Source organism: Pseudovibrio sp. JE062 (genome assembly GCF_000156235.1).
Lineage (GTDB): Bacteria > Pseudomonadota > Alphaproteobacteria > Rhizobiales > Stappiaceae > Pseudovibrio.
Genome location: NZ_DS996806.1, coordinates 209,031 through 226,487, shown reverse-complemented (window position 1 = coordinate 226,487; position 17,457 = coordinate 209,031). Strand labels below are relative to the sequence as shown.

At 52.9% G+C, this 17,457-nt stretch carries 14 protein-coding genes; 3 read left to right on the top strand and 11 right to left on the bottom strand.

What is annotated here, in order from left to right:
• Positions 1-285 precede the first annotated feature (285 nt).
• From PJE062_RS05425 to PJE062_RS05415, 3 genes are all read right to left on the bottom strand, one after another.
• Entirely contained in the window at positions 286-1,263 is a 978-nt protein-coding gene (locus tag PJE062_RS05425) for a calcium/sodium antiporter (RefSeq protein WP_008547865.1), read from the bottom strand.
• A 94-nt stretch (positions 1,264-1,357) separates the two neighbouring features.
• Positions 1,358-2,158, bottom strand: coding sequence for a sulfite exporter TauE/SafE family protein (locus PJE062_RS05420; protein ID WP_008547652.1), 801 nt, complete (start codon positions 2,156-2,158; stop codon positions 1,358-1,360).
• Positions 2,159-2,276: 118 nt separating this feature from the next.
• A complete protein-coding gene (locus tag PJE062_RS05415; protein ID WP_008547534.1) occupies positions 2,277-3,059 on the bottom strand; it encodes a sulfite exporter TauE/SafE family protein in 783 nt (260 codons plus the stop codon).
• Positions 3,060-3,222: 163 nt separating this feature from the next.
• Here PJE062_RS05415 and PJE062_RS05410 point away from each other — a divergent pair, with 163 nt between their 5' ends.
• Together PJE062_RS05410 and PJE062_RS05405 are read left to right on the top strand one after the other, a co-directional pair.
• The gene (locus PJE062_RS05410) at positions 3,223-3,795 is read left to right on the top strand and encodes a thioesterase family protein (RefSeq protein ID WP_014286640.1); all 573 of its coding nucleotides are present in this window, start codon (positions 3,223-3,225) and stop codon (positions 3,793-3,795) included.
• Positions 3,788-4,471: a glutathione S-transferase gene (locus PJE062_RS05405; protein WP_041768731.1), complete on the top strand. Its 684-nt coding sequence runs from the start codon at positions 3,788-3,790 to the stop codon at positions 4,469-4,471. Before PJE062_RS05410 ends, PJE062_RS05405 begins: the two co-directional genes overlap by 8 nt.
• Here PJE062_RS05405 and PJE062_RS05400 read toward each other — a convergent pair.
• A complete protein-coding gene (locus PJE062_RS05400) occupies positions 4,455-5,111 on the bottom strand; it encodes a bifunctional 2-polyprenyl-6-hydroxyphenol methylase/3-demethylubiquinol 3-O-methyltransferase UbiG (protein ID WP_008547575.1) in 657 nt (218 codons plus the stop codon). The genes PJE062_RS05405 and PJE062_RS05400 overlap by 17 nt on opposite strands.
• 83 nt (positions 5,112-5,194) lie before the next feature.
• The gene (locus PJE062_RS05395; RefSeq protein ID WP_008547663.1) at positions 5,195-5,941 is read right to left on the bottom strand and encodes a HugZ family protein; all 747 of its coding nucleotides are present in this window, start codon (positions 5,939-5,941) and stop codon (positions 5,195-5,197) included.
• Positions 5,942-6,211: 270 nt separating this feature from the next.
• On the opposite strand from PJE062_RS05395, the gene PJE062_RS05390 reads away from it, so the two are divergent.
• Positions 6,212-6,709 carry a BA14K family protein gene (locus tag PJE062_RS05390; protein WP_008547411.1) on the top strand — a complete coding sequence of 166 codons (498 nt, stop codon included), beginning with the start codon at positions 6,212-6,214 and terminating at the stop codon, positions 6,707-6,709.
• Between the two features lie 67 nt (positions 6,710-6,776).
• Here PJE062_RS05390 and PJE062_RS05385 read toward each other — a convergent pair whose 3' ends face one another.
• From PJE062_RS05385 to PJE062_RS05360, 6 genes are all read right to left on the bottom strand, one after another.
• A complete protein-coding gene (locus PJE062_RS05385) occupies positions 6,777-7,586 on the bottom strand; it encodes an extensin family protein (protein ID WP_008547772.1) in 810 nt (269 codons plus the stop codon).
• 605 nt (positions 7,587-8,191) lie between these two features.
• Positions 8,192-8,788 (bottom strand): FMN-dependent NADH-azoreductase, encoded by a 597-nt coding sequence (locus PJE062_RS05380; RefSeq protein WP_008547430.1) that lies wholly within the window; start codon positions 8,786-8,788, stop codon positions 8,192-8,194.
• 240 nt (positions 8,789-9,028) lie between these two features.
• Positions 9,029-12,775, bottom strand: coding sequence for a methionine synthase (metH, locus tag PJE062_RS05375; protein ID WP_008547873.1), 3,747 nt, complete (start codon positions 12,773-12,775; stop codon positions 9,029-9,031).
• A gap of 87 nt (positions 12,776-12,862) precedes the next feature.
• A complete protein-coding gene (gene metF / locus PJE062_RS05370) occupies positions 12,863-13,783 on the bottom strand; it encodes a methylenetetrahydrofolate reductase [NAD(P)H] (protein WP_075698749.1) in 921 nt (306 codons plus the stop codon).
• A 2-nt stretch (positions 13,784-13,785) separates the two neighbouring features.
• Positions 13,786-14,760, bottom strand: a complete 975-nt coding sequence (locus tag PJE062_RS05365; RefSeq protein WP_008547773.1) for a metalloregulator ArsR/SmtB family transcription factor — start codon at positions 14,758-14,760, stop codon at positions 13,786-13,788.
• A 259-nt stretch (positions 14,761-15,019) separates the two neighbouring features.
• Positions 15,020-17,362, bottom strand: coding sequence for a mechanosensitive ion channel family protein (locus PJE062_RS05360; RefSeq protein ID WP_008548000.1), 2,343 nt, complete (start codon positions 17,360-17,362; stop codon positions 15,020-15,022).
• Between the last annotated feature and the right edge of the window lie 95 nt (positions 17,363-17,457).

Here is a 17,457-nt window from a genome sequence, read left to right as displayed (position 1 = left end):
GCCAAGGTCCAAAAGACACTTGGAAGACTTAAGGCCGTTGGAAAGCCTCAGGTCTCAGTGCTGGCGCCCTCTGGTCTGGCCGGGCATCCGCTATCCCTCAACACTGTTGGTGAAAGGGGAACCTCCACGGACCTGCTACGAAATACGTTACCTTCCACAGTAGCCCCATCCAGCCCACGACCAACTGACGGACGGTCCGCCAGCAGCCCGTTACGTGGACCTGTAAAAAGCATAGATGCTCCAGAACCAGGGAGGATAAGTTTTTGCCTCAAAGATAACCTGTGATCACACAATCCCAACCGCAGCGCGTAATCCCGGTAGGAGTTGAAACGCCATATAGGCTGCATAACACAGCAGAAAGAACAGTCCTTCCCTGCGGCTGACACGCCATCCCGTAACGCAGGCAATCGCCATCAAAATCACCGTGCCCACCATCACCCAGATATCGACCTGCGCGATCACAGGGGGAACAGGAATGGGCACAACAAGCGCGGTCACCCCGCCAATGCCGAAAATGTTGAAGATGTTGCTGCCAACAATATTGCCAAACGCGACCTCCACATGACCACGGATCGCCGCGATGGCTGAGGTCACAAGCTCAGGCAGCGAGGTGCCAATCGCAACCAGCGTCAGGCCGATCACAGCATCAGAAACGCCAATACTATGAGCAATGGCAACGCTGGAGCTCACCAGCAGACTTGCACCAGTGATGATACCAATCACGCCAGCTGCGAAGATCCCGAGCCCCCACAAGATGGAGATGTTCGGATAACTCGCCTGATCCGCTTCAGCCTCATAAACGTCTCCGGAAACTTGCTCTGCCCGCCGCTCCACCACGTAGGTGTAGATGGTATAGGCCAGCAGCAACCCAACCAGAACAAAGCCAGCCCAGCGGGAGAGATACCCCGTCAGGATCACCGCCAGCAGGATCAGGCTGGAAAGGAGCAGCACAGCCCCATCACGCTGAAAGGCTTCCCGCTTCACCGTAATCGGCAGGATCAACGCTGTGATACCAAGGATGAGCAGAACGTTTGCAATGTTGCTGCCCACAATGTTCCCGATTGCAACACCGGGATATCCAGCAAACGCCCCCTGCAAGCTGGCCACAAGCTCTGGCATGGAGGTGCCAAAACCCACCAGCGTCAGGCCGATAAAAAGCTTGGAAACGCCCAAACGCGTGGCAACAGCCACACTTCCGCGCACCAGCGCTTCGCCGCCGACAAGCAGCAGCACAAGCCCCCCAATCAATTGAAGGATCACCATTTTCCGAAAACTTCTCTGAAGCGCCATCTGCGCTTATCGTTTAGACAGAGATGCAATTGGGGATCCTTCACTGGGTTTGCAAGTGGACGGGCCATCACATCACATTCAGCCAGAGTTCTTTGATGATGAGCCCCAGACCGGAAAAGAACATCATCACCAACACACAATAGCGAAATACCGCCGGGCTGAACCTGCGCCCGATATAGTTGCCGCTCTTGGTTCCGATATAGACAAACACAAGCCCCGTAATGGAAATCGCAAACGCTCCCAGATGCAACAGGCCCAGATAGGTCAGCCCCAGGATCATCATGGCCGTCACCACCGTGAAGAAGCTATTGATCGTCTGAATGAAATGGCTGCGCGGCAGGTCCAGCGACACCAGAAACGGCGTGATCGGCATCAACTGAGAGCCGGTCATCCCCGTCAGCAAGCCGGTTGAAAAGCCGGAGAGCGAACTGCCCGTTTTCTCCCAATGGGTCCGCAGTCGCAGGTTCTTTGAGAACAGCGCATAGCCAACAAACGCCATGATGACAAAACCCAGCAGGATCGTCAGCCAATGAGTGGACGCCCAGCTCAAAAACCAGAGACCAATCATCACGCCTGGAATGGAAAACAGATAAATCCGCCAGAACCGATTGAAGGACTCGCGAAAGTAGCCAGCCTCATAAACTAGGATGAGATCACTAATGAGCCCCGGCACAACAATCAGCGGAATGCCCTTCTTCAACCCCACCGTATAGGCAAGGATCGCAAGGCAGATTGTCGTAAAGCCCAGTCCCGCCAGCCCTTTCACAAAGGCTGCGAAGAAGAACGTGAACATGATGATGGCGATCTCAAAGGCCGTATACCCGAGATACTCTGCGGCCATCGCCATGTCTGCTTCCATTTCCATCATGAAGCAGAGCCTAGGCGCGAACCTGCAATAATCTCTATCATCTCCCGGCACAAACCGAGGAGATCCATAAACCACCAGTTAGCTTAAGGCACGCGAAAGCATCTGAACGCAGCCTGCTCTAAAATGCCTTGAACAAAAGGCTCACTCCAAGCCCGAAAAGCAGCAGCAGAACAGTGGCCCGGAACACCGAAGGCGACATCAACTGCCGCACCAGCGACCCGAGTTTGGTGCCGAAATACACAAAGACCAACCCCAACGCCGAAACTCCCAGCGCACTAAGATCCAGTAGGCCGAGATAATAAAGCCCCCCTGCCATCACAAAAGACGACAGCGTGAAGGAGCAATTGATCGCCTGCACAAAACGCTCACTGTTCAGGTTCAGCGACAACAAATAGGGCATCACCGGCATGATCTGCGATCCGGTAATGCCATTGACCACGCCAGTGATGAACCCACTCACCGGCCCCAACAAACGCTCCATTTCCCGAGAAAGGGTCAGATTAGGTGTGAAAAAAGCGAACAGAGCATAGCTGATGAGCACACACCCCAACACCACGACAGCTTCCTGAGCAGGAGCGATATCCAGAAACCACAGCCCCAACAGAATCCCCGGAACAGTCGCCAAAAGCATCCAGCGAAAGCGGCTCACCATTTCCCCGAAATATCCTGCATCGATCATCACCAGAATATTGCTAGTAATACTCGGCAATAAGATGAGCGGAATTCCTCTTTTCAATCCCACCGCGTAAACCAGAAACGGCAGGCAAGTGGTTGAAAACCCAAGGCCAGTCGCGCCTTTAACAAAGGCCGCGAAGAAAAAAGCCCCGGCAATCGCGGCGAGTTCAGTTGAGCTATACGCAATCTCCCACTCAAAGAGATAACTGGAAAATTCTTTCAACATCTGGCACAACACACCTAACGTAATAGGAAACCTTATTCCCTATTGGAAAATCCATTAGATTTTTGTGAGAGCCCGTGAGCTATCACGTGGAGAGATAATGCAACTCTGGTTCAGACTTATACTTTATTTCCTTAAGTTCCCTTTTCGGGAAAAACTAGCAGATATGTTCAGCAAGTCTGTTGTGAGCCTGCGCGTTCTTCCCTCCGATATTGATATGAACATCCACCTCACCAACAGCCGCTATCTGGCCATGATGGATTTTGGCCGTGTGGATCATATGAGCCGCACCAAGCTGGGCAAGGCCATCTTCCGCAACAAGTGGACTCCACTGGCCAACCATGCCACCGTCCGCTTCCGCCGTGAACTGCCATTCATGGAGCCCTTCAAGCTGGAAAGCGAGATCGTCTACTGGACGGAAGAAGCCGCCGTCATGGAACAGCGCTTCATCTTCACCCGAGGCCAGAAAAAGGGCATCGTCGCAGCAACCGGCCTCGTGCGCGTCAGCATGTATGACCGCGCGCAAAAAGCATTTGTGCCGACCACAACAGTCCTGCAGGAAACCGACACCCCTGTCAGAGAACTCAAACTGCAGCCGCATATTGAGGCCTTTTTGAAAGAAGAGAAGGCAATTCAGGCCTATGAGCGCAAGTCCGCTGGCATTGCTCCTGTAGATTCATTAGAAATACCAGCTGCTGAAAACGATCAATCAAAGGCAGACAACAGAAAGCATGGCTGAGCAGACGTCCCTCCCGATCCTGTATTCATTCCGTCGGTGTCCCTACGCAATGCGCGCAAGATTGGGGTTGGTCGCCAGCCAGCGGGCAGTCGCCCTTCGTGAGATCGTTCTGCGGGATAAGCCCGCCCACATGCTGGAAATCTCGCCCAAAGGAACCGTACCTGTCCTTCTGCTCAACGACGGCACGGTGATTGAAGAAAGCCTGGACATCATGCTCTGGGCACTTCAGCAAAACGACCCACAAAGCTGGCTCTCACCGGAAACCGGCTCACTGGAAGAAATGCTACAGCTCATCGAAGAGATGGACGGCGACTTCAAACGCAATCTGGACAGATACAAGTACTCCACGCGCTACGAAGATGCTGACCCGGACGAGCATTACACCCTTGCTATCAAAGAGCTCTCAAAGCTCTCGGAGCGGCTGGAAAAGTCTGCATATCTGTTCGGAAACCGCCCTGCGCTGGCCGATCAGGCACTCTTCCCATTCGTGCGCCAGTTCGCCAATGCGGACAAAGAGCGCTTTGAGAAAGAGGCCCCGCAGAGCGTAAAAAAATGGCTGCTCGAGCGCATCGACCAGCCAGATTTCAAAACCGTCTTTGGCAAAAAATGGAAGCCATGGTCACCCGAAGATGACCTTGTGCTCTTCCCGGAAGAAGCGGCTACACACGCCCTCTGAACAGCGCAACTTCACCAATCACCTCAATGGTTACATCCTTGAAGTACTTCTCCAGATTGGCCCGAAGGTCTTCAAGATTGTCCTGCTGGTTCGAGAAGATGCCCTTGCTGTTGTAAAACGCCATCAGCTTACGCGCAGCCCAGTTTGGCTTCTGCCCTTCCCCAAGAATGGTGGAGCCAAACAGAACGCCGCCTTCATTCATCAGTGGCTTCAGGTTTTCAAACACCATGTACTTCTGCTTCATGCTGCCCGGCAGGCAGTGCAGCAGATAGCCCAGATTGATGCTGTCGAACTTATCTTCCGACCACTCAATCGGCTCCAGAACATCCGCCTGCGCTGTGCTCACATTCGCAACCACCGCCCGTGCCTTCGCATAGTCCAGACACTGCGGGTTCAGATCCATCAGCACCAGACGCGTGTCCTGCGGAAAACGGCCATGTTCCAGAAAATAACCACTGCCAACACCAACATCCAGATGGTTGCCGCTGACATTGCGGTTGAAGAAGCTCAGCGCCTTAGCAGCAGAACAACGCCACAGAAACGTGTTGGAGAACCGTAAAACCAGCAAGTCATAAATCCGCAAAGTCTTTTCGGAATAGACCTCTGCACCCGCTGTGCTGTCCAGATTCTCTTTATTCATTTCTGCTCCAACCCTGTTCTGCACCTTGCATAGATAGTCGCCTTACAAGAACTATAAGGCAAGCAAAACCCTACGTCATGGTTTTACACAGAACAACCGAGAGTTTGTAGCACCAGCTTTTCAAGTTCACCTGCTGGTGTCACTTCCTCCCAGAAATGACGGTAAACCGTCTCGCCATCAAAGAACTCAGCCCCTTCACCATCAATGCTAACCAGCCCCCACTTGGAGGCACCCACCTTGAAGGTTCTGGAGGCAAAGCTGCCGATCTCATCGGCATGGCGTTCATTCATGCGGATAACCAGATCATGCGCCGTCGCCGCCAGCTGCTCGCGTCCTTCTTCAGAACTCAGAACATCTTCACGCGTCAGCAAGAAGGCCTTACCAAAGCCGCCATTCATGTTCACCCGCTCAACATGCAGCTGGTACCAATCAAAATCAGCAAAATCCACGTAGAGCTTGGCTTTTGGATGGCGCATAAGATAGCGATTGCGCAGCTCCGTACACAGCGGATCACCTTTGCTCAGGCGCTCGAAGCGGCCAATCACGGTCAGACGCGGATGCGCCAGAGGATCCCCCTTACCCGGCTCCCCAATCAGCAGCGACACACGCTGATCCTGCTCAAGGCACTGCGAATGGTTGGAAAGGCTGGAGGCCAGCATGAACGGCGCACCAACGACATCCGAACCGACACCCACACGGCTGACAATAGGATACCCAGTCTCCGGTTCGAGCACGGCAAGGGAAGCAAATCGAACCGTCCTGATCAGCTTTCTGGCAAGAGCACGTGCTTCATCGGTGGTCTCTCGAATTGGATCTATCTTCTTTTCCATACCAACCTCACTTATCCGGTTCTGACCCTGCTCAGATTCTTCATTGTTGTCTATCTGCACTAAATAAGATGAAAAGCATACTCAACTTAAAATTCGGTAAGAAACACAGGCACTGAACATTTTTTCAGGCGACTAATAAATTGATTTATTTAGCTTTTCCATCTCATTCATCTACATGAACAGAAGATGAATGGCGCTCTCAAAGAAGGTTCAGGCCGTCTCTGGTTAATTAGTCTCAACAAACACGAAATACCGTTTACGGAGACGAAAATGGCTAAAGCATCAGCAGTAATTTCAGTAGCGCTTGCAGGGGCAATGATGTTGCCAGTCGTTTCTGCAGCTCAGGCAGGCCAAAGAAACAACACCTACATTGAAAACAACACCTATGTAGAGAACCACTACTACCACAAGCGGAAGAAGAAAAAGCACAAGAAGCACGGCATCAATGCAGGTGAAGCAGCTGCAATCGGCGTCATCGGTCTGGCAGCAGGTCTCATCATCGGCAACGCCGTCACACCGCAGCCACAGTATGTTGCACCACCACGTCCGGCCTACCGTCCACCAGCGCCAGCGTATCGCCCACCGGCACCTGCGTACCGTCCACCAGTGGTCGTGCATCAGCCAGCACCGGTTTACCACGCACAGGCTGTAGCCCCAGCTCCGTGGTCACCAGCTTGGTTCGCATACTGCACCAACAAATACAGAAGCTTTAACCCGAACACCGGCACTTACCGTACCTACTCTGGCAAAAACCGTTTCTGCCAGTAAGCCCTGACATCACAGTAAACGCCCACTTGAGAGAGATAAAGCCCCGTCTCGATCAGGTGGGCGTCTCCTATTTACAAACCCGGTACTTGCAGTCCTTGCCGTGACAGCCCTGATCAAAGTGCAAATGGTCACGATGGTATCGGTCCGCATCCGGCCCAAGCACAGTGGTAAAGCGCTCACACGCTCCTTTGTGCAGGCTACTCAGAAAACGCACTTCGGCAGAAGACCCATCCCAACCGTCTTCAACCGTCACTTCGCGGCCATCAGAGAGATGGAAACCGGCAATATCAATCGCATTGCCCTTGCCGTGTTCTGAGAGCTTGGCACCACGCTGATTATTCCGCCCGCGGCAAGCATACCCCGCCGCCGTACGAATGCGGGTGATGGAAACTCCCAGTTCCCGGCGAGCAGCAGGCACGGCCACATCCTGCAGCCAGCCATCCAGCTGCTGAGCCAGAGAACATTCAATCTGCACAGGCATGGTCAGGCCAATTTCCTGCCCGCCAGCGACTACAGAGCGCAAGGAAACAGGTTGATCGATTCCGCAACCGCCCGGTCCATCAACACTCTCCAGCACCTCAACACTCCATCCGCGCAACACACACATCTTGGCATAGCCGGCAGGTGGAAAGACGCGCTGGTTTTCAATAGGTACAGGAACCAGCGAAAGCGGTTTTCCGATTGGGGTTGGAAACTGTTGAGCAGGTAGTTTGCTCTGCGGAAGAGGCATCGGTGGCAGCAACGTTGTATTGCCGAAGTAAGGGCGAGCTTTTGGCATCGGTGTAGCACCAACTTGTGCAGCATCAATACACATGCCAACAACAAGCGCGGCCGAAAGTGTTCTGAGCGCAGCGCGCGCGCCTGTCGTGTAACCCACCTCGAAATCCCCGATTTGAACAGCTGTTTGCCCGGCGCTGTTCCTGATTCATTGCTGAATGTTTCTGAATTGCGGCCCGAAATGTCATGAATGTTTTAAACTATCCACGTCCAATTCACCGCAGGAGAAAAAATATCACAACCCCAATAGTATTCCGGGAGCTGCAAAAATCCTGCTTATTGATTTGACAGAGGAAACGCAAGAATTCCCTTGGTCTTTCACAAAACAACCAGAATGTATCCTCCGGCTTTACACAAATTATTTGCAGTAGGAATTTTAAGTGATCTTCGCCTGTTTTCTAGCAGCGCCATGAAATATGGCATTTTTTTGCTTCCTAACGTGGCTCCCGTCACATAAGCTTCAAGCAGCTAGTGAGTAACGGGAGATAAATCCATGACTGTCACACGAAGCTTTAACGCCATCGCAATCACATTTGCATTCGCATTTGTTGCCGCGGTTGTTATCGGCCTACTGTAGACCCCTCCCCCCATGCTTACGAAGTCCTTCAAGAACAAAAATCAGAAGGCACCAACAATCCAAATGCACAAAGAAACCCACCTTGTTTCCAAGGTGGGCTCCAGATGAGACATTGATTTGTCGGAGTATTATGCAGCCACTGCTGTCAGCCCCGCCATTGTGTTCTGCGCTTTCTCAATCGCACCATCGCGATCAACAGCAACACCTTCCGCTGCAATCACTTCCACATCAGTAATACCGATGAAGCCAAGCACCTGCTTGAGGTAAGGCACTGCAAAGTCCGCTGGGGAGCCAACAGGCACGCCGCCGGTTGCTGCTACGATGTAAGCCTTCTTGCCCTTCAGCAGGCCTTCTGGGCCGTATTCTGTGTACTGGAAGGTCACACCAACACGCGCCACCTGATCAACCCAGGCCTTCAGCACAGCTGGAACAGAGAAGTTGTAGATCGGTGCACCAATCACAAGAACATCGGCTTCCTTCAGTTCTGAGATGAGTGTGTCAGACAGAGCAAGACCAGCTCTCTGATCTTCATTGCGCTGCTCTTCAGGGGTATAAGCAGCACCAATCCAGCTCTCATCAATGAATGACACAGGCTGGTTGAGGTCACGCACAATAACCTCATCACCTACGTTGGAAAGCTTACCAACCAGCTCATCCGCAAGCTGACGGGTGACGGAGGTTGCAGTTGCGGCTGAACTGTCGATCTTCAGAATTGTCTTTTTCATCTGTCATCTCCAATAGCGTATTCCTGAAAAAAGACTCCGGCTTTCGGAGAGGAATACCTGACATTCTCAGTGCCCCTGAACAGGAGCGATTGTTTTCTCCTGAACATACATAGTCGAACCACAGCGAATGATTAGATCACTATTTGGAAACAGTCCTTGCACGCATCATCGACAATCCCGCCAAAGAAAAAGGGCTGCAAGTTTCCTTGCAGCCCTGATTAATCTTTAATTTTTAGTGCGTTATTCCGCAGCTTCACGAGCCATTGGATTATAATTCAGGATTGGTGCCAACCAGCGCTCTGCGGTTTCCAGATCCCAGCCCTTACGAACCGCATAATCCTGAACCTGATCCCGCTCGATCTTGCCAACACCAAAGTAATGGCTGTCAGGGTGCGAGAAGTAGAGGCCAGACACAGCTGAACCAGGCCACATCGCATAGCTCTCAGTCAGAGAAATGCCAGTCTGTGCTTCCGCATCAAGCAGCTCCCACAAAGTACCCTTTTCAGTATGGTCAGGCTGTGCCGGATAACCCGGAGCAGGACGGATACCGTCATACCCTTCTGCGATCAGATCAGCGTTGGAAAGCGTCTCATCCGGTGCATAGGCCCACAGCTCAGTACGCACCAGCTGGTGCATACGTTCTGCAAGCGCTTCAGCAAGACGGTCTGCAATCGCTTGGCTGAGGATCTTGTTGTAGTCATCACCTGCATCCGCATAGCGCTTGGCAAGCACATCCTCACCAATACCAGCGGTAACAGCAAAGCCACCAACATAATCCGGAATGCCGCTTTCAACCGGCGCAACAAAGTCTGCCAGCGCCACATTGCCACGATCAGAGGAAGAACGGTCCATCTGCTGACGAAGCGTGTAAAGGCGCTTCAGTTCTTTTGTACGGCTCTCATCCGTGTAAAGCACCAGATCATCACCATCCTGAGCACATGGCCAGAACCCAACCACAGCATTTGCCTGAAGCAGCTTGCCGTCCACGATCTCCTTCAGCATCTCCCGCGCATCATTATAAAGCGCCTGAGCTGCCGGACCGTAACGATCATCCGTCAGAACCGCCGGATAAGCCCCTTTGATCTCCCAGGTCGCAAAGAACGGCGTCCAGTCGATGTAGTCCACCAGCTCTTCCAGAGAGAAGTCTGTGAAGGTCTTGGTGCCGAGGAACTTCGGCTTAGTTGGCTTGTGCGTTTCAAAGTCCGGCTTGAAGCGGTTTGCCCGCGCCTTCTCAATGCTCGCACGCACCTTCTTGTTCCGCGCCGCCGCATGCTTTTCAGCAACATCCACATACTCAAGGCGAGTGTTCTCGTAGATCTCCTCACGGCCACCCTCAGCCATCAGGCGAGAGGCAACACCAACCGCACGGCCAGCATCCGTCACATAGATCGCCTGACCCTTGGAGTAGTTCGGGTGGATCTTAACCGCCGTATGCACACGAGAGGTCGTCGCGCCACCGATCAGCAGCGGAATATCGAGCCCCTCACGCTCCATCTCGGAGGCCACGTGACACATTTCATCCAGAGAAGGCGTAATCAGACCGGAAAGTCCGATAATGTCCACGTTGTGCTTCTTCGCTTCATCAATGATCTTCGCGGTCGGCACCATCACGCCAAGGTCGATCACTTCGAAGTTGTTACACTGCAGAACAACGCCAACGATGTTCTTACCGATATCGTGCACATCACCCTTCACAGTCGCCATCAGGATCTTGCCGTTGGATGAGCTTTCATCCAGACCAAGCTCCTTCTTCTCCTGCTCAAGGTAAGGCATCAGGTAAGCAACAGCTGCCTTCATCACACGGGCAGATTTCACCACCTGCGGCAGGAACATCTTACCAGCGCCAAACAGGTCACCCACCACGTTCATGCCGTCCATCAGCGGACCTTCAATCACGTGCAGCGGACGATCCGCCTTCTGGCGGGCTTCTTCTGTATCTTCAACAATGAAGTCGGTGATACCGTGAACCAGAGAGTGTTCCAGACGCTTCTCAACAGTGCCTTCGCGCCAGGTCAGATCAACTTCACGCTTCTTGCCACCTGCGCCTTTGAACTTCTCAGCAGCATCCAGAAGACGATCAGTTGAGTCAGAGCGGCGGTTCAGCACCACATCTTCACAAAGCTCGCGCAGTTCCGCAGGCAGATCATCATAAACCGCCAGCTGCCCGGCATTCACAATGCCCATATCCATACCCGCCTGAATGGCGTGATACAGGAACACAGAGTGCATCGCTTCACGAACAGGCTCGTTACCACGGAAGGAGAACGACAGGTTGGAAACACCGCCAGAGATATGCGCATAAGGCAGGTTCTCAGAGATCCAGCGCGTCGCTTCAATGAAGTCCACACCGTAGTTGTCGTGCTCTTCAATACCAGTCGCCACAGCAAAGATGTTCGGATCGAAGATGATATCTTCCGGACCAAAGCCAACCTTGTTGACCAGCACATCATAAGAGCGCTTACAAATCTCAATCTTGCGCTGAAGTGTGTCCGCCTGACCAGTCTCGTCAAACGCCATCACAACGACAGCAGCGCCATACCGACGGATCAGCTTGGCCTGCGCGATGAAGTTCTCCTCTCCCTCTTTCAGAGAGATGGAGTTCACCACAGCCTTGCCCTGCACACACTTCAGGCCAGCTTCGATCACAGTCCACTTGGAACTGTCGATCATCACCGGAACCTTTGCGATATCCGGCTCAGCCGCGATCAGGTTGAGGAAGGTGACCATGGCTTCTTCACTGTCCAGAAGCCCTTCATCCATGTTGATGTCGATGATCTGCGCACCATTCTCCACCTGAGAGCGCGCAACATCGAGCGCTGTGGTGTAATCATCATTCTTGATCAGCTTACGGAAGCGTGCAGAACCCGTCACGTTGGTCCGCTCACCCACGTTCACAAAGTTCACGTCCTTGGTGAAAGTAAATGGCTCCAGACCAGATAAACGCATCAGACGCGGCACTTCTGGCAGTGCGCGTGGCGGCAAACCTTCAACAGCATCCGCGACTGCTTTGATATGCTCCGGTGTCGTGCCACAACACCCACCAACCACATTCACAAGACCAGCTTCAGCAAACTCTTTCAAAAGCCCAGCCATGTATTCCGGGCTCTCATCATACTCACCAAACTCATTCGGCAAGCCAGCATTTGGATAAGCACAGACCAGCGTATCAGCCACACGGGAAATCTCATCCACGTGCGCACGCATCTCTTTCGCACCCAGCGCACAGTTCAGGCCAACCGTAAACGGCGCAGCATGGCGAACGGAGTTCCAGAATGCCTCTGGTGTCTGGCCGGAAAGCGTACGGCCAGAAAGGTCAGTGATCGTACCGGAGATCATCACCGGCAGCTTCACGCCCTTCTCTTCAAACACCTCATCAATCGCAAACAAAGCCGCCTTTGCGTTCAGTGTATCAAAGATGGTTTCAACAAGGATCAGATCACAGCCACCGTCGATCAGACCACGTGTTGCTTCAGCATAGGAGTCTTTCAGATCATCAAAGGAAACCGCACGGAAACCCGGATTGTTCACATCAGGAGAGATGGAAGCGGTCCGGTTGGTTGGCCCAAGACCACCAGCTACAAAGCGGCGACGGGACGGATCAATCTCCTTCATCTGCTCAACAGCTTCACAGCAAAGGCGCGCGCCTTCTTTGTTCAACTCATAAACGATGCTCTCCATCGCATAATCGGCCTGCGCAATGGAGGTTGATGAGAAGGTGTTGGTCTCAATGATATCCGCGCCAGCCTTCAAATACTGAAGGTGAATGTCCCGAATGGCATCCGGCTGCGTCAGGATCAGAAGGTCGTTGTTACCCTTCAGGTCCTGGTTCCAGCTTTTGAAGCGCTCACCTCTGAACTGCTCTTCGCTAAACTGAAGATTCTGGATCATAGTTCCCATGGCGCCATCCAGAACAAGGATACGCTCCTTGGCGGCTGCTTCTAGGGCTGCAAAAATGTCCGAACCGGTCTTTTTCACCTGCAAACTCATGGGATCCGATCTTTTCTAGTACTTTATTTTGTGCGGGTCACGGCTGGGCCGTAACCCGATAATTATCTCTGCTGACGTGGATTAAGTTCAGGCGGCTACGGATGCTTTCACATCCTGTTTTGCCCGAAGTCCAAGCATGTGGCAGATCGCGTAAACGAGGTCCGCCTTGTTCATTGTGTAGAAGTGGAAGTCCTCAACACCGTCATCCGCAAGGCTCATCACCTGCTCAGCCGCCACCGCTGCAGCAACCAGCTCACGGGTGCGCGGGTCATCATCCAGTCCATCAAACCGGTGCGCCAGCCAACCTGGCACAGAAGCACCGGTCTTCTTCGCAAAGCCGGAAATGCCCTTGAAGCTGGTCACAGGAACAATGCCCGGAATGATCGGAATGTTGATGCCAGCTGCACGGACTCGGTCCACATAGCGGAAGTAATGGTCATTATCGAAGAAGAACTGAGTGATCGCACGGGTCGCGCCCGCATCCACCTTTGCCTTCAGCACATCCAGCTCAGCATCCCAGCTTGGAGATTCAGGGTGCTTCTCCGGATAGGCAGAAACAGAAACCTCAAAATCACCAATCGTCTTGATGGAAGCCACCAGATCAGCGGTAGACTGATAACCACCCTCATGCGGATGGTAGGCCTCACCAAGACCAGCAGCCGGGTCACCACGCAGCGCCACGATGTGACGAACGCCAGCATCCCAGTAAGCCTGAATAACTTCGTTCACTTCTTCCTTGGTGGCATCCACACAAGTCAGATGAGCCGCTGGCTTCAGAGCAGTCTCATTCACAATACGCGAAACGGTAGAGTGAGTACGTTCACGGGTCGATCCGCCAGCACCGTAGGTGACGGATACAAAGCTTGGGCTCAGAGGCTCAAGCCGTTTGATTGACGACCAAAGCTGTTGCTCCATCTTCTCGCTCTTTGGAGGGAAAAACTCGAAAGAAACGGAGATGTCAGAGGCTCCATTGAGCCTAAAACGGCGATCGATACTATGTTCGCTCATAACTAAGCAAGCTCCTTGGTCGGATCCGCTACAGGCAGGTCGGTCACAACCCGACGATCCTGAGCGAGCCAAAGGGTAACAGTTAATTTGTCTTTTTCCCCCGCGCCCGGGGTAAGATCATTCGTTGAAACAAGCTCCAGATCAGCTTCTGCAAGCCAATTGCCCACTTGTTCCTGAGAAAAGCCGAGGCGACGATGCGCATGCTTTTCCCGCAAAAACTCCAGTTCGTGAGGAGCAAAATCAACGAGCAAGAGGCGACCACCCGGCCGTAAAGTACGGGCAGCTTCCAAAATCGCCCGTCCAGGCTCTTCCAGATAGTGAAGAACCTGATGAACCACTGTCAGATCAGCTGTGTCCGGTGCAATCGGAAGCGCATAAATATCGCCCTGACGCACCTGTGCTTTCTGCAAGCCCACACGGTCCAGATTGGCCCGCGCCACAGAAAGCATGTTCTGGCTGGTATCAATGCCAATGCCACGCTCGTATTGCTCGCTGAACAGTTCCAGCAAACGTCCGGTTCCAGTCCCAAGGTCTAGGAGGGTATCAAAGGACTTGGACCCCACAAGCGCACGCATAGCAGCTTCGACAGCAACTTCAGGAACATGAAGACTACGCTCCTTGTCCCAGTTGTTGGCACGTGCTGCAAAGAAAGCCGCCGCTTCCTCCGCCTTTGCACGGCGCAACGACACCAAACGGTCATGGTCAGCAGCAAGCACCGGATCACTCTGCTGGCTTTGCGCAACAATGCGCCGTGCCAACTCTGCCGGGCCGCCTTCACCAAGACGGTAATAAACCCAGGCCCCTTCCGGATAACGCTTGATCACCCCGGCCTCACACAGAAGCTTCAGGTGGCGCGAAATCCGAGGCTGGCTCTGCCCAAGAATGACTGTCAGATCCTTCACGGTCAGCTCGCCAAGCACAAGCAAAGCAAGCAGACGAATACGTGTCGTCTCACCACAGGCACGCAAGCAGCCCACCAAATCCTCTACCGGGAGTTTGCCTTCTGGTTCATTATTTACTGTCGTTATCAAGCCTATTACCGCCGCCAGCTGATCGAATAATATGATATAAAGATATCTTTATACGTATAAGAACTCGATGACAAGGAGGAACATTCCCTTCTCGCACCAAAAGAGGAATAGTTTTTCTGAGTTTTCCTTGAAAATTGGCTGATCAAATTTCAACTCTGACATTCCCATGGGTCAAACAGAGCGAAAAACCGCCAATTTGCAGCGTTTATGCCTTGGAAGGATTATCCGGGTCATCATCTTCAACAATCGGCAAAACGGCAGCACCCATTGCCTTTTTCTGTGAGTCAGAGAAAGACTGGTCTCTCGCAGCCCCTTCATCGATCCTCACTTTCACCTCACGGTGGGCAAATGTGATGCCTTCGCGGTTGAAGATTTCCCGAATGCCCGCAAACACGGCCTTCCGTAAAATGTACTGATCCCCTGGCCGCGTCGTGAACTTCACCCGCACGATCATCGCTGAATCTTCCAGCGCAGTGATGCCCTGTGACTGAAGCGGCTCCAGAAACTTCGGCCCCAGCTCAGGATCATTCAGCAGCTTGTCTCCAAGCTGAGAGATCAACTCCCGCATCCGGTCCACATCCGTATCGTAAGTAACCCGAAACGCCAACTTCATCATGGTCCAGTCACGGGAAGAGTTTTTCACGAAAGACAAGTTGCCAAAGGGAACCGTATTCAGCAGACCATCAGACTGACGCAGTTGCATGGACCGGATAGAGATCCTCTCAACCGTCCCCTCCACATTATTGGTCACATAAATGTACTCACCCGTGCGGAAAGCATCGTCCAGCAGAAAGAACGCACCGGAAAAGATGTCTTTGATCAGTGTTTGCGCACCAAAGCCAACCGCAAGCCCAACAACACCGGCACCAGCAAACAACGGGCCGATGTTCACCCCGATCTCTGAAAGGGCAACCATACCGGAGAGCACCACAATAGAGATCAGAAGGAAGTTTCGCAGGATTGGAAGCAGCGTCGCCAACCGCCCCATTTTGGCCTGCCCGCTCTTGTCACTCTCAGAGATCTCAATCTGACGCTGAATGGTAATGTGAACCGCCTGATAGGCCATGTAGCCAAAGAACACGATCAACGCCACTTCAACCAGATTGCCAAACAGCCCATCCTGCTTAAAGAGATTGATCCCCCACGCTTCGATGATGACTGCCAGACTAAACATCAGCGTCACCAAGCGGGCACCATGGTCCAGCAGCTGCCGGTAAGGCTGCCGCCCAGCCTCTTTGTCCGCAGCCAATGCTCTCGCCTCAGCGTTGACTTCCTCTTGATTGTAAGAGTGTCCTGCTCTTTCCTCTACTTGTACAATCTCTTCAACAAACGCATCCTGCAGCTTGTCGATGTTGATCGGCGGTAACAGCCATTTATCAATGACGAGAAGAAGAATGCCGTAAAGCAGAACACTGGCAAAGATCGCAACAATCGGCGCAAGCAACAGCAAACTGTCGTAGGTCAGCCCCAACAGCAGCCGGTGCGCAAACACCAGCCACGCCACCAGAAAGTAAGCCAGTGCTGCCAGATGCCAGTTCTGACTGAACAGCCGACGCCAGACCCGTCGCCGTTGTGCTGGATCTTGCTGGCCTGAAAACCAGTTCCCGATCGGCCTGCGATAAATGTAGCAGATCACTGCAGCGGACACGGCCAGGAACAACCCACTCTGCAAATCCAGAATACGCTGCGCATTTGCATTAAGCGACAAGTGGCTCATCCACCTGCCAAACGCCAGAAGGAAGAAGGCCACGCCACCACAGAAAACAATGGCATGCAGAAAAGACCGCGCAACCTGATCATCCAGCGGCACCACCCGGTGACACTCATTCCCAACAGCCAAAAAGTTGCGCGTAAAGACAAGCAGTAGTCGGAAGAAGAAGTAGAAGCTGGCAAAGATCAACGCCGCATGCCGCACACTCTCCGTATTGTCTGAGATCACAAGGATAAGTGCGAAGGTCACAATCACATGCAGAAAGATCGCTGTCACCTGCACCAGTGATCGGGAGAACAGAAAACCAATCTTCTCCGCCCTGCTCTCCGGCTTGCCCCGATAAAACCGCAGCAACCGCTTAGCAAACAACTTGTCAGCCAACAACTCCACAACAAAGCCGATGGTGACAGCAAACAGCGTCAGCGCAAAAATCTGCCAGACCCAGGAGACATTGGTGTCTGGCCGCGCCCGCTCTAAAGCGTTGTGAACGTGAACCGGAAAGTTGCCCAGATCCAGCAAGACAGCATTCAGGGACTCGCTGGAGCGATCGATATTCTCCAGCGAGAACAGCTCAAGGCCATTCGACAGTCCAAAGACCAGCTCTTCATTGCCCATAGCAGCAGGTGCGCTCTGCACCATCATCTCCTGCTCCTCAACCATGGGAGCTGCGGCAGCGGGAGTTCCAGTTTCTGCCGTTTGCGCGGCCACAAAACTGATGTGCAACAGGAGCCCCATACCAACAAGAACAAGCAGCGTCAGAAAGGAGATAAGGAAATTAAGGAAGCGATCCGCTTTAGCACTGTCAGAAGAAACTTTTTTGCTTTTTCTTACTTGCATCAATCCTGCTTTGGCTACACGACCCAATCAGGCAGGAGTAAACACGAGGAGTACCTAAAGTTGCTTTTGAAGAACCACTCGACTTTTGGATTAAA

Bases quoted from the DNA above. Each gene is read 5' to 3' on its own strand.
- PJE062_RS05405 (WP_041768731.1), top strand. From the start codon at position 3,788: ATGGCTGAGCAGACGTCCCTCCCGATCCTGTATTCATTCCGTCGGTGT.
- PJE062_RS05360 (WP_008548000.1), bottom strand. From the start codon at position 17,362: ATGCAAGTAAGAAAAAGCAAAAAAGTTTCTTCTGACAGTGCTAAAGCG.
- PJE062_RS05395 (WP_008547663.1), bottom strand. From the start codon at position 5,941: ATGGAAAAGAAGATAGATCCAATTCGAGAGACCACCGATGAAGCACGT.
- PJE062_RS05400 (WP_008547575.1), bottom strand. From the start codon at position 5,111: ATGAATAAAGAGAATCTGGACAGCACAGCGGGTGCAGAGGTCTATTCC.
- metH (WP_008547873.1), bottom strand. From the start codon at position 12,775: ATGAGTTTGCAGGTGAAAAAGACCGGTTCGGACATTTTTGCAGCCCTA.
- PJE062_RS05390 (WP_008547411.1), top strand. From the start codon at position 6,212: ATGGCTAAAGCATCAGCAGTAATTTCAGTAGCGCTTGCAGGGGCAATG.
- PJE062_RS05420 (WP_008547652.1), bottom strand. From the start codon at position 2,158: ATGATGGAAATGGAAGCAGACATGGCGATGGCCGCAGAGTATCTCGGG.
- PJE062_RS05410 (WP_014286640.1), top strand. From the start codon at position 3,223: ATGTTCAGCAAGTCTGTTGTGAGCCTGCGCGTTCTTCCCTCCGATATT.
- PJE062_RS05380 (WP_008547430.1), bottom strand. From the start codon at position 8,788: ATGAAAAAGACAATTCTGAAGATCGACAGTTCAGCCGCAACTGCAACC.
- metF (WP_075698749.1), bottom strand. From the start codon at position 13,783: ATGAGCGAACATAGTATCGATCGCCGTTTTAGGCTCAATGGAGCCTCT.
- PJE062_RS05425 (WP_008547865.1), bottom strand. From the start codon at position 1,263: ATGGTGATCCTTCAATTGATTGGGGGGCTTGTGCTGCTGCTTGTCGGC.
- PJE062_RS05415 (WP_008547534.1), bottom strand. From the start codon at position 3,059: ATGTTGAAAGAATTTTCCAGTTATCTCTTTGAGTGGGAGATTGCGTAT.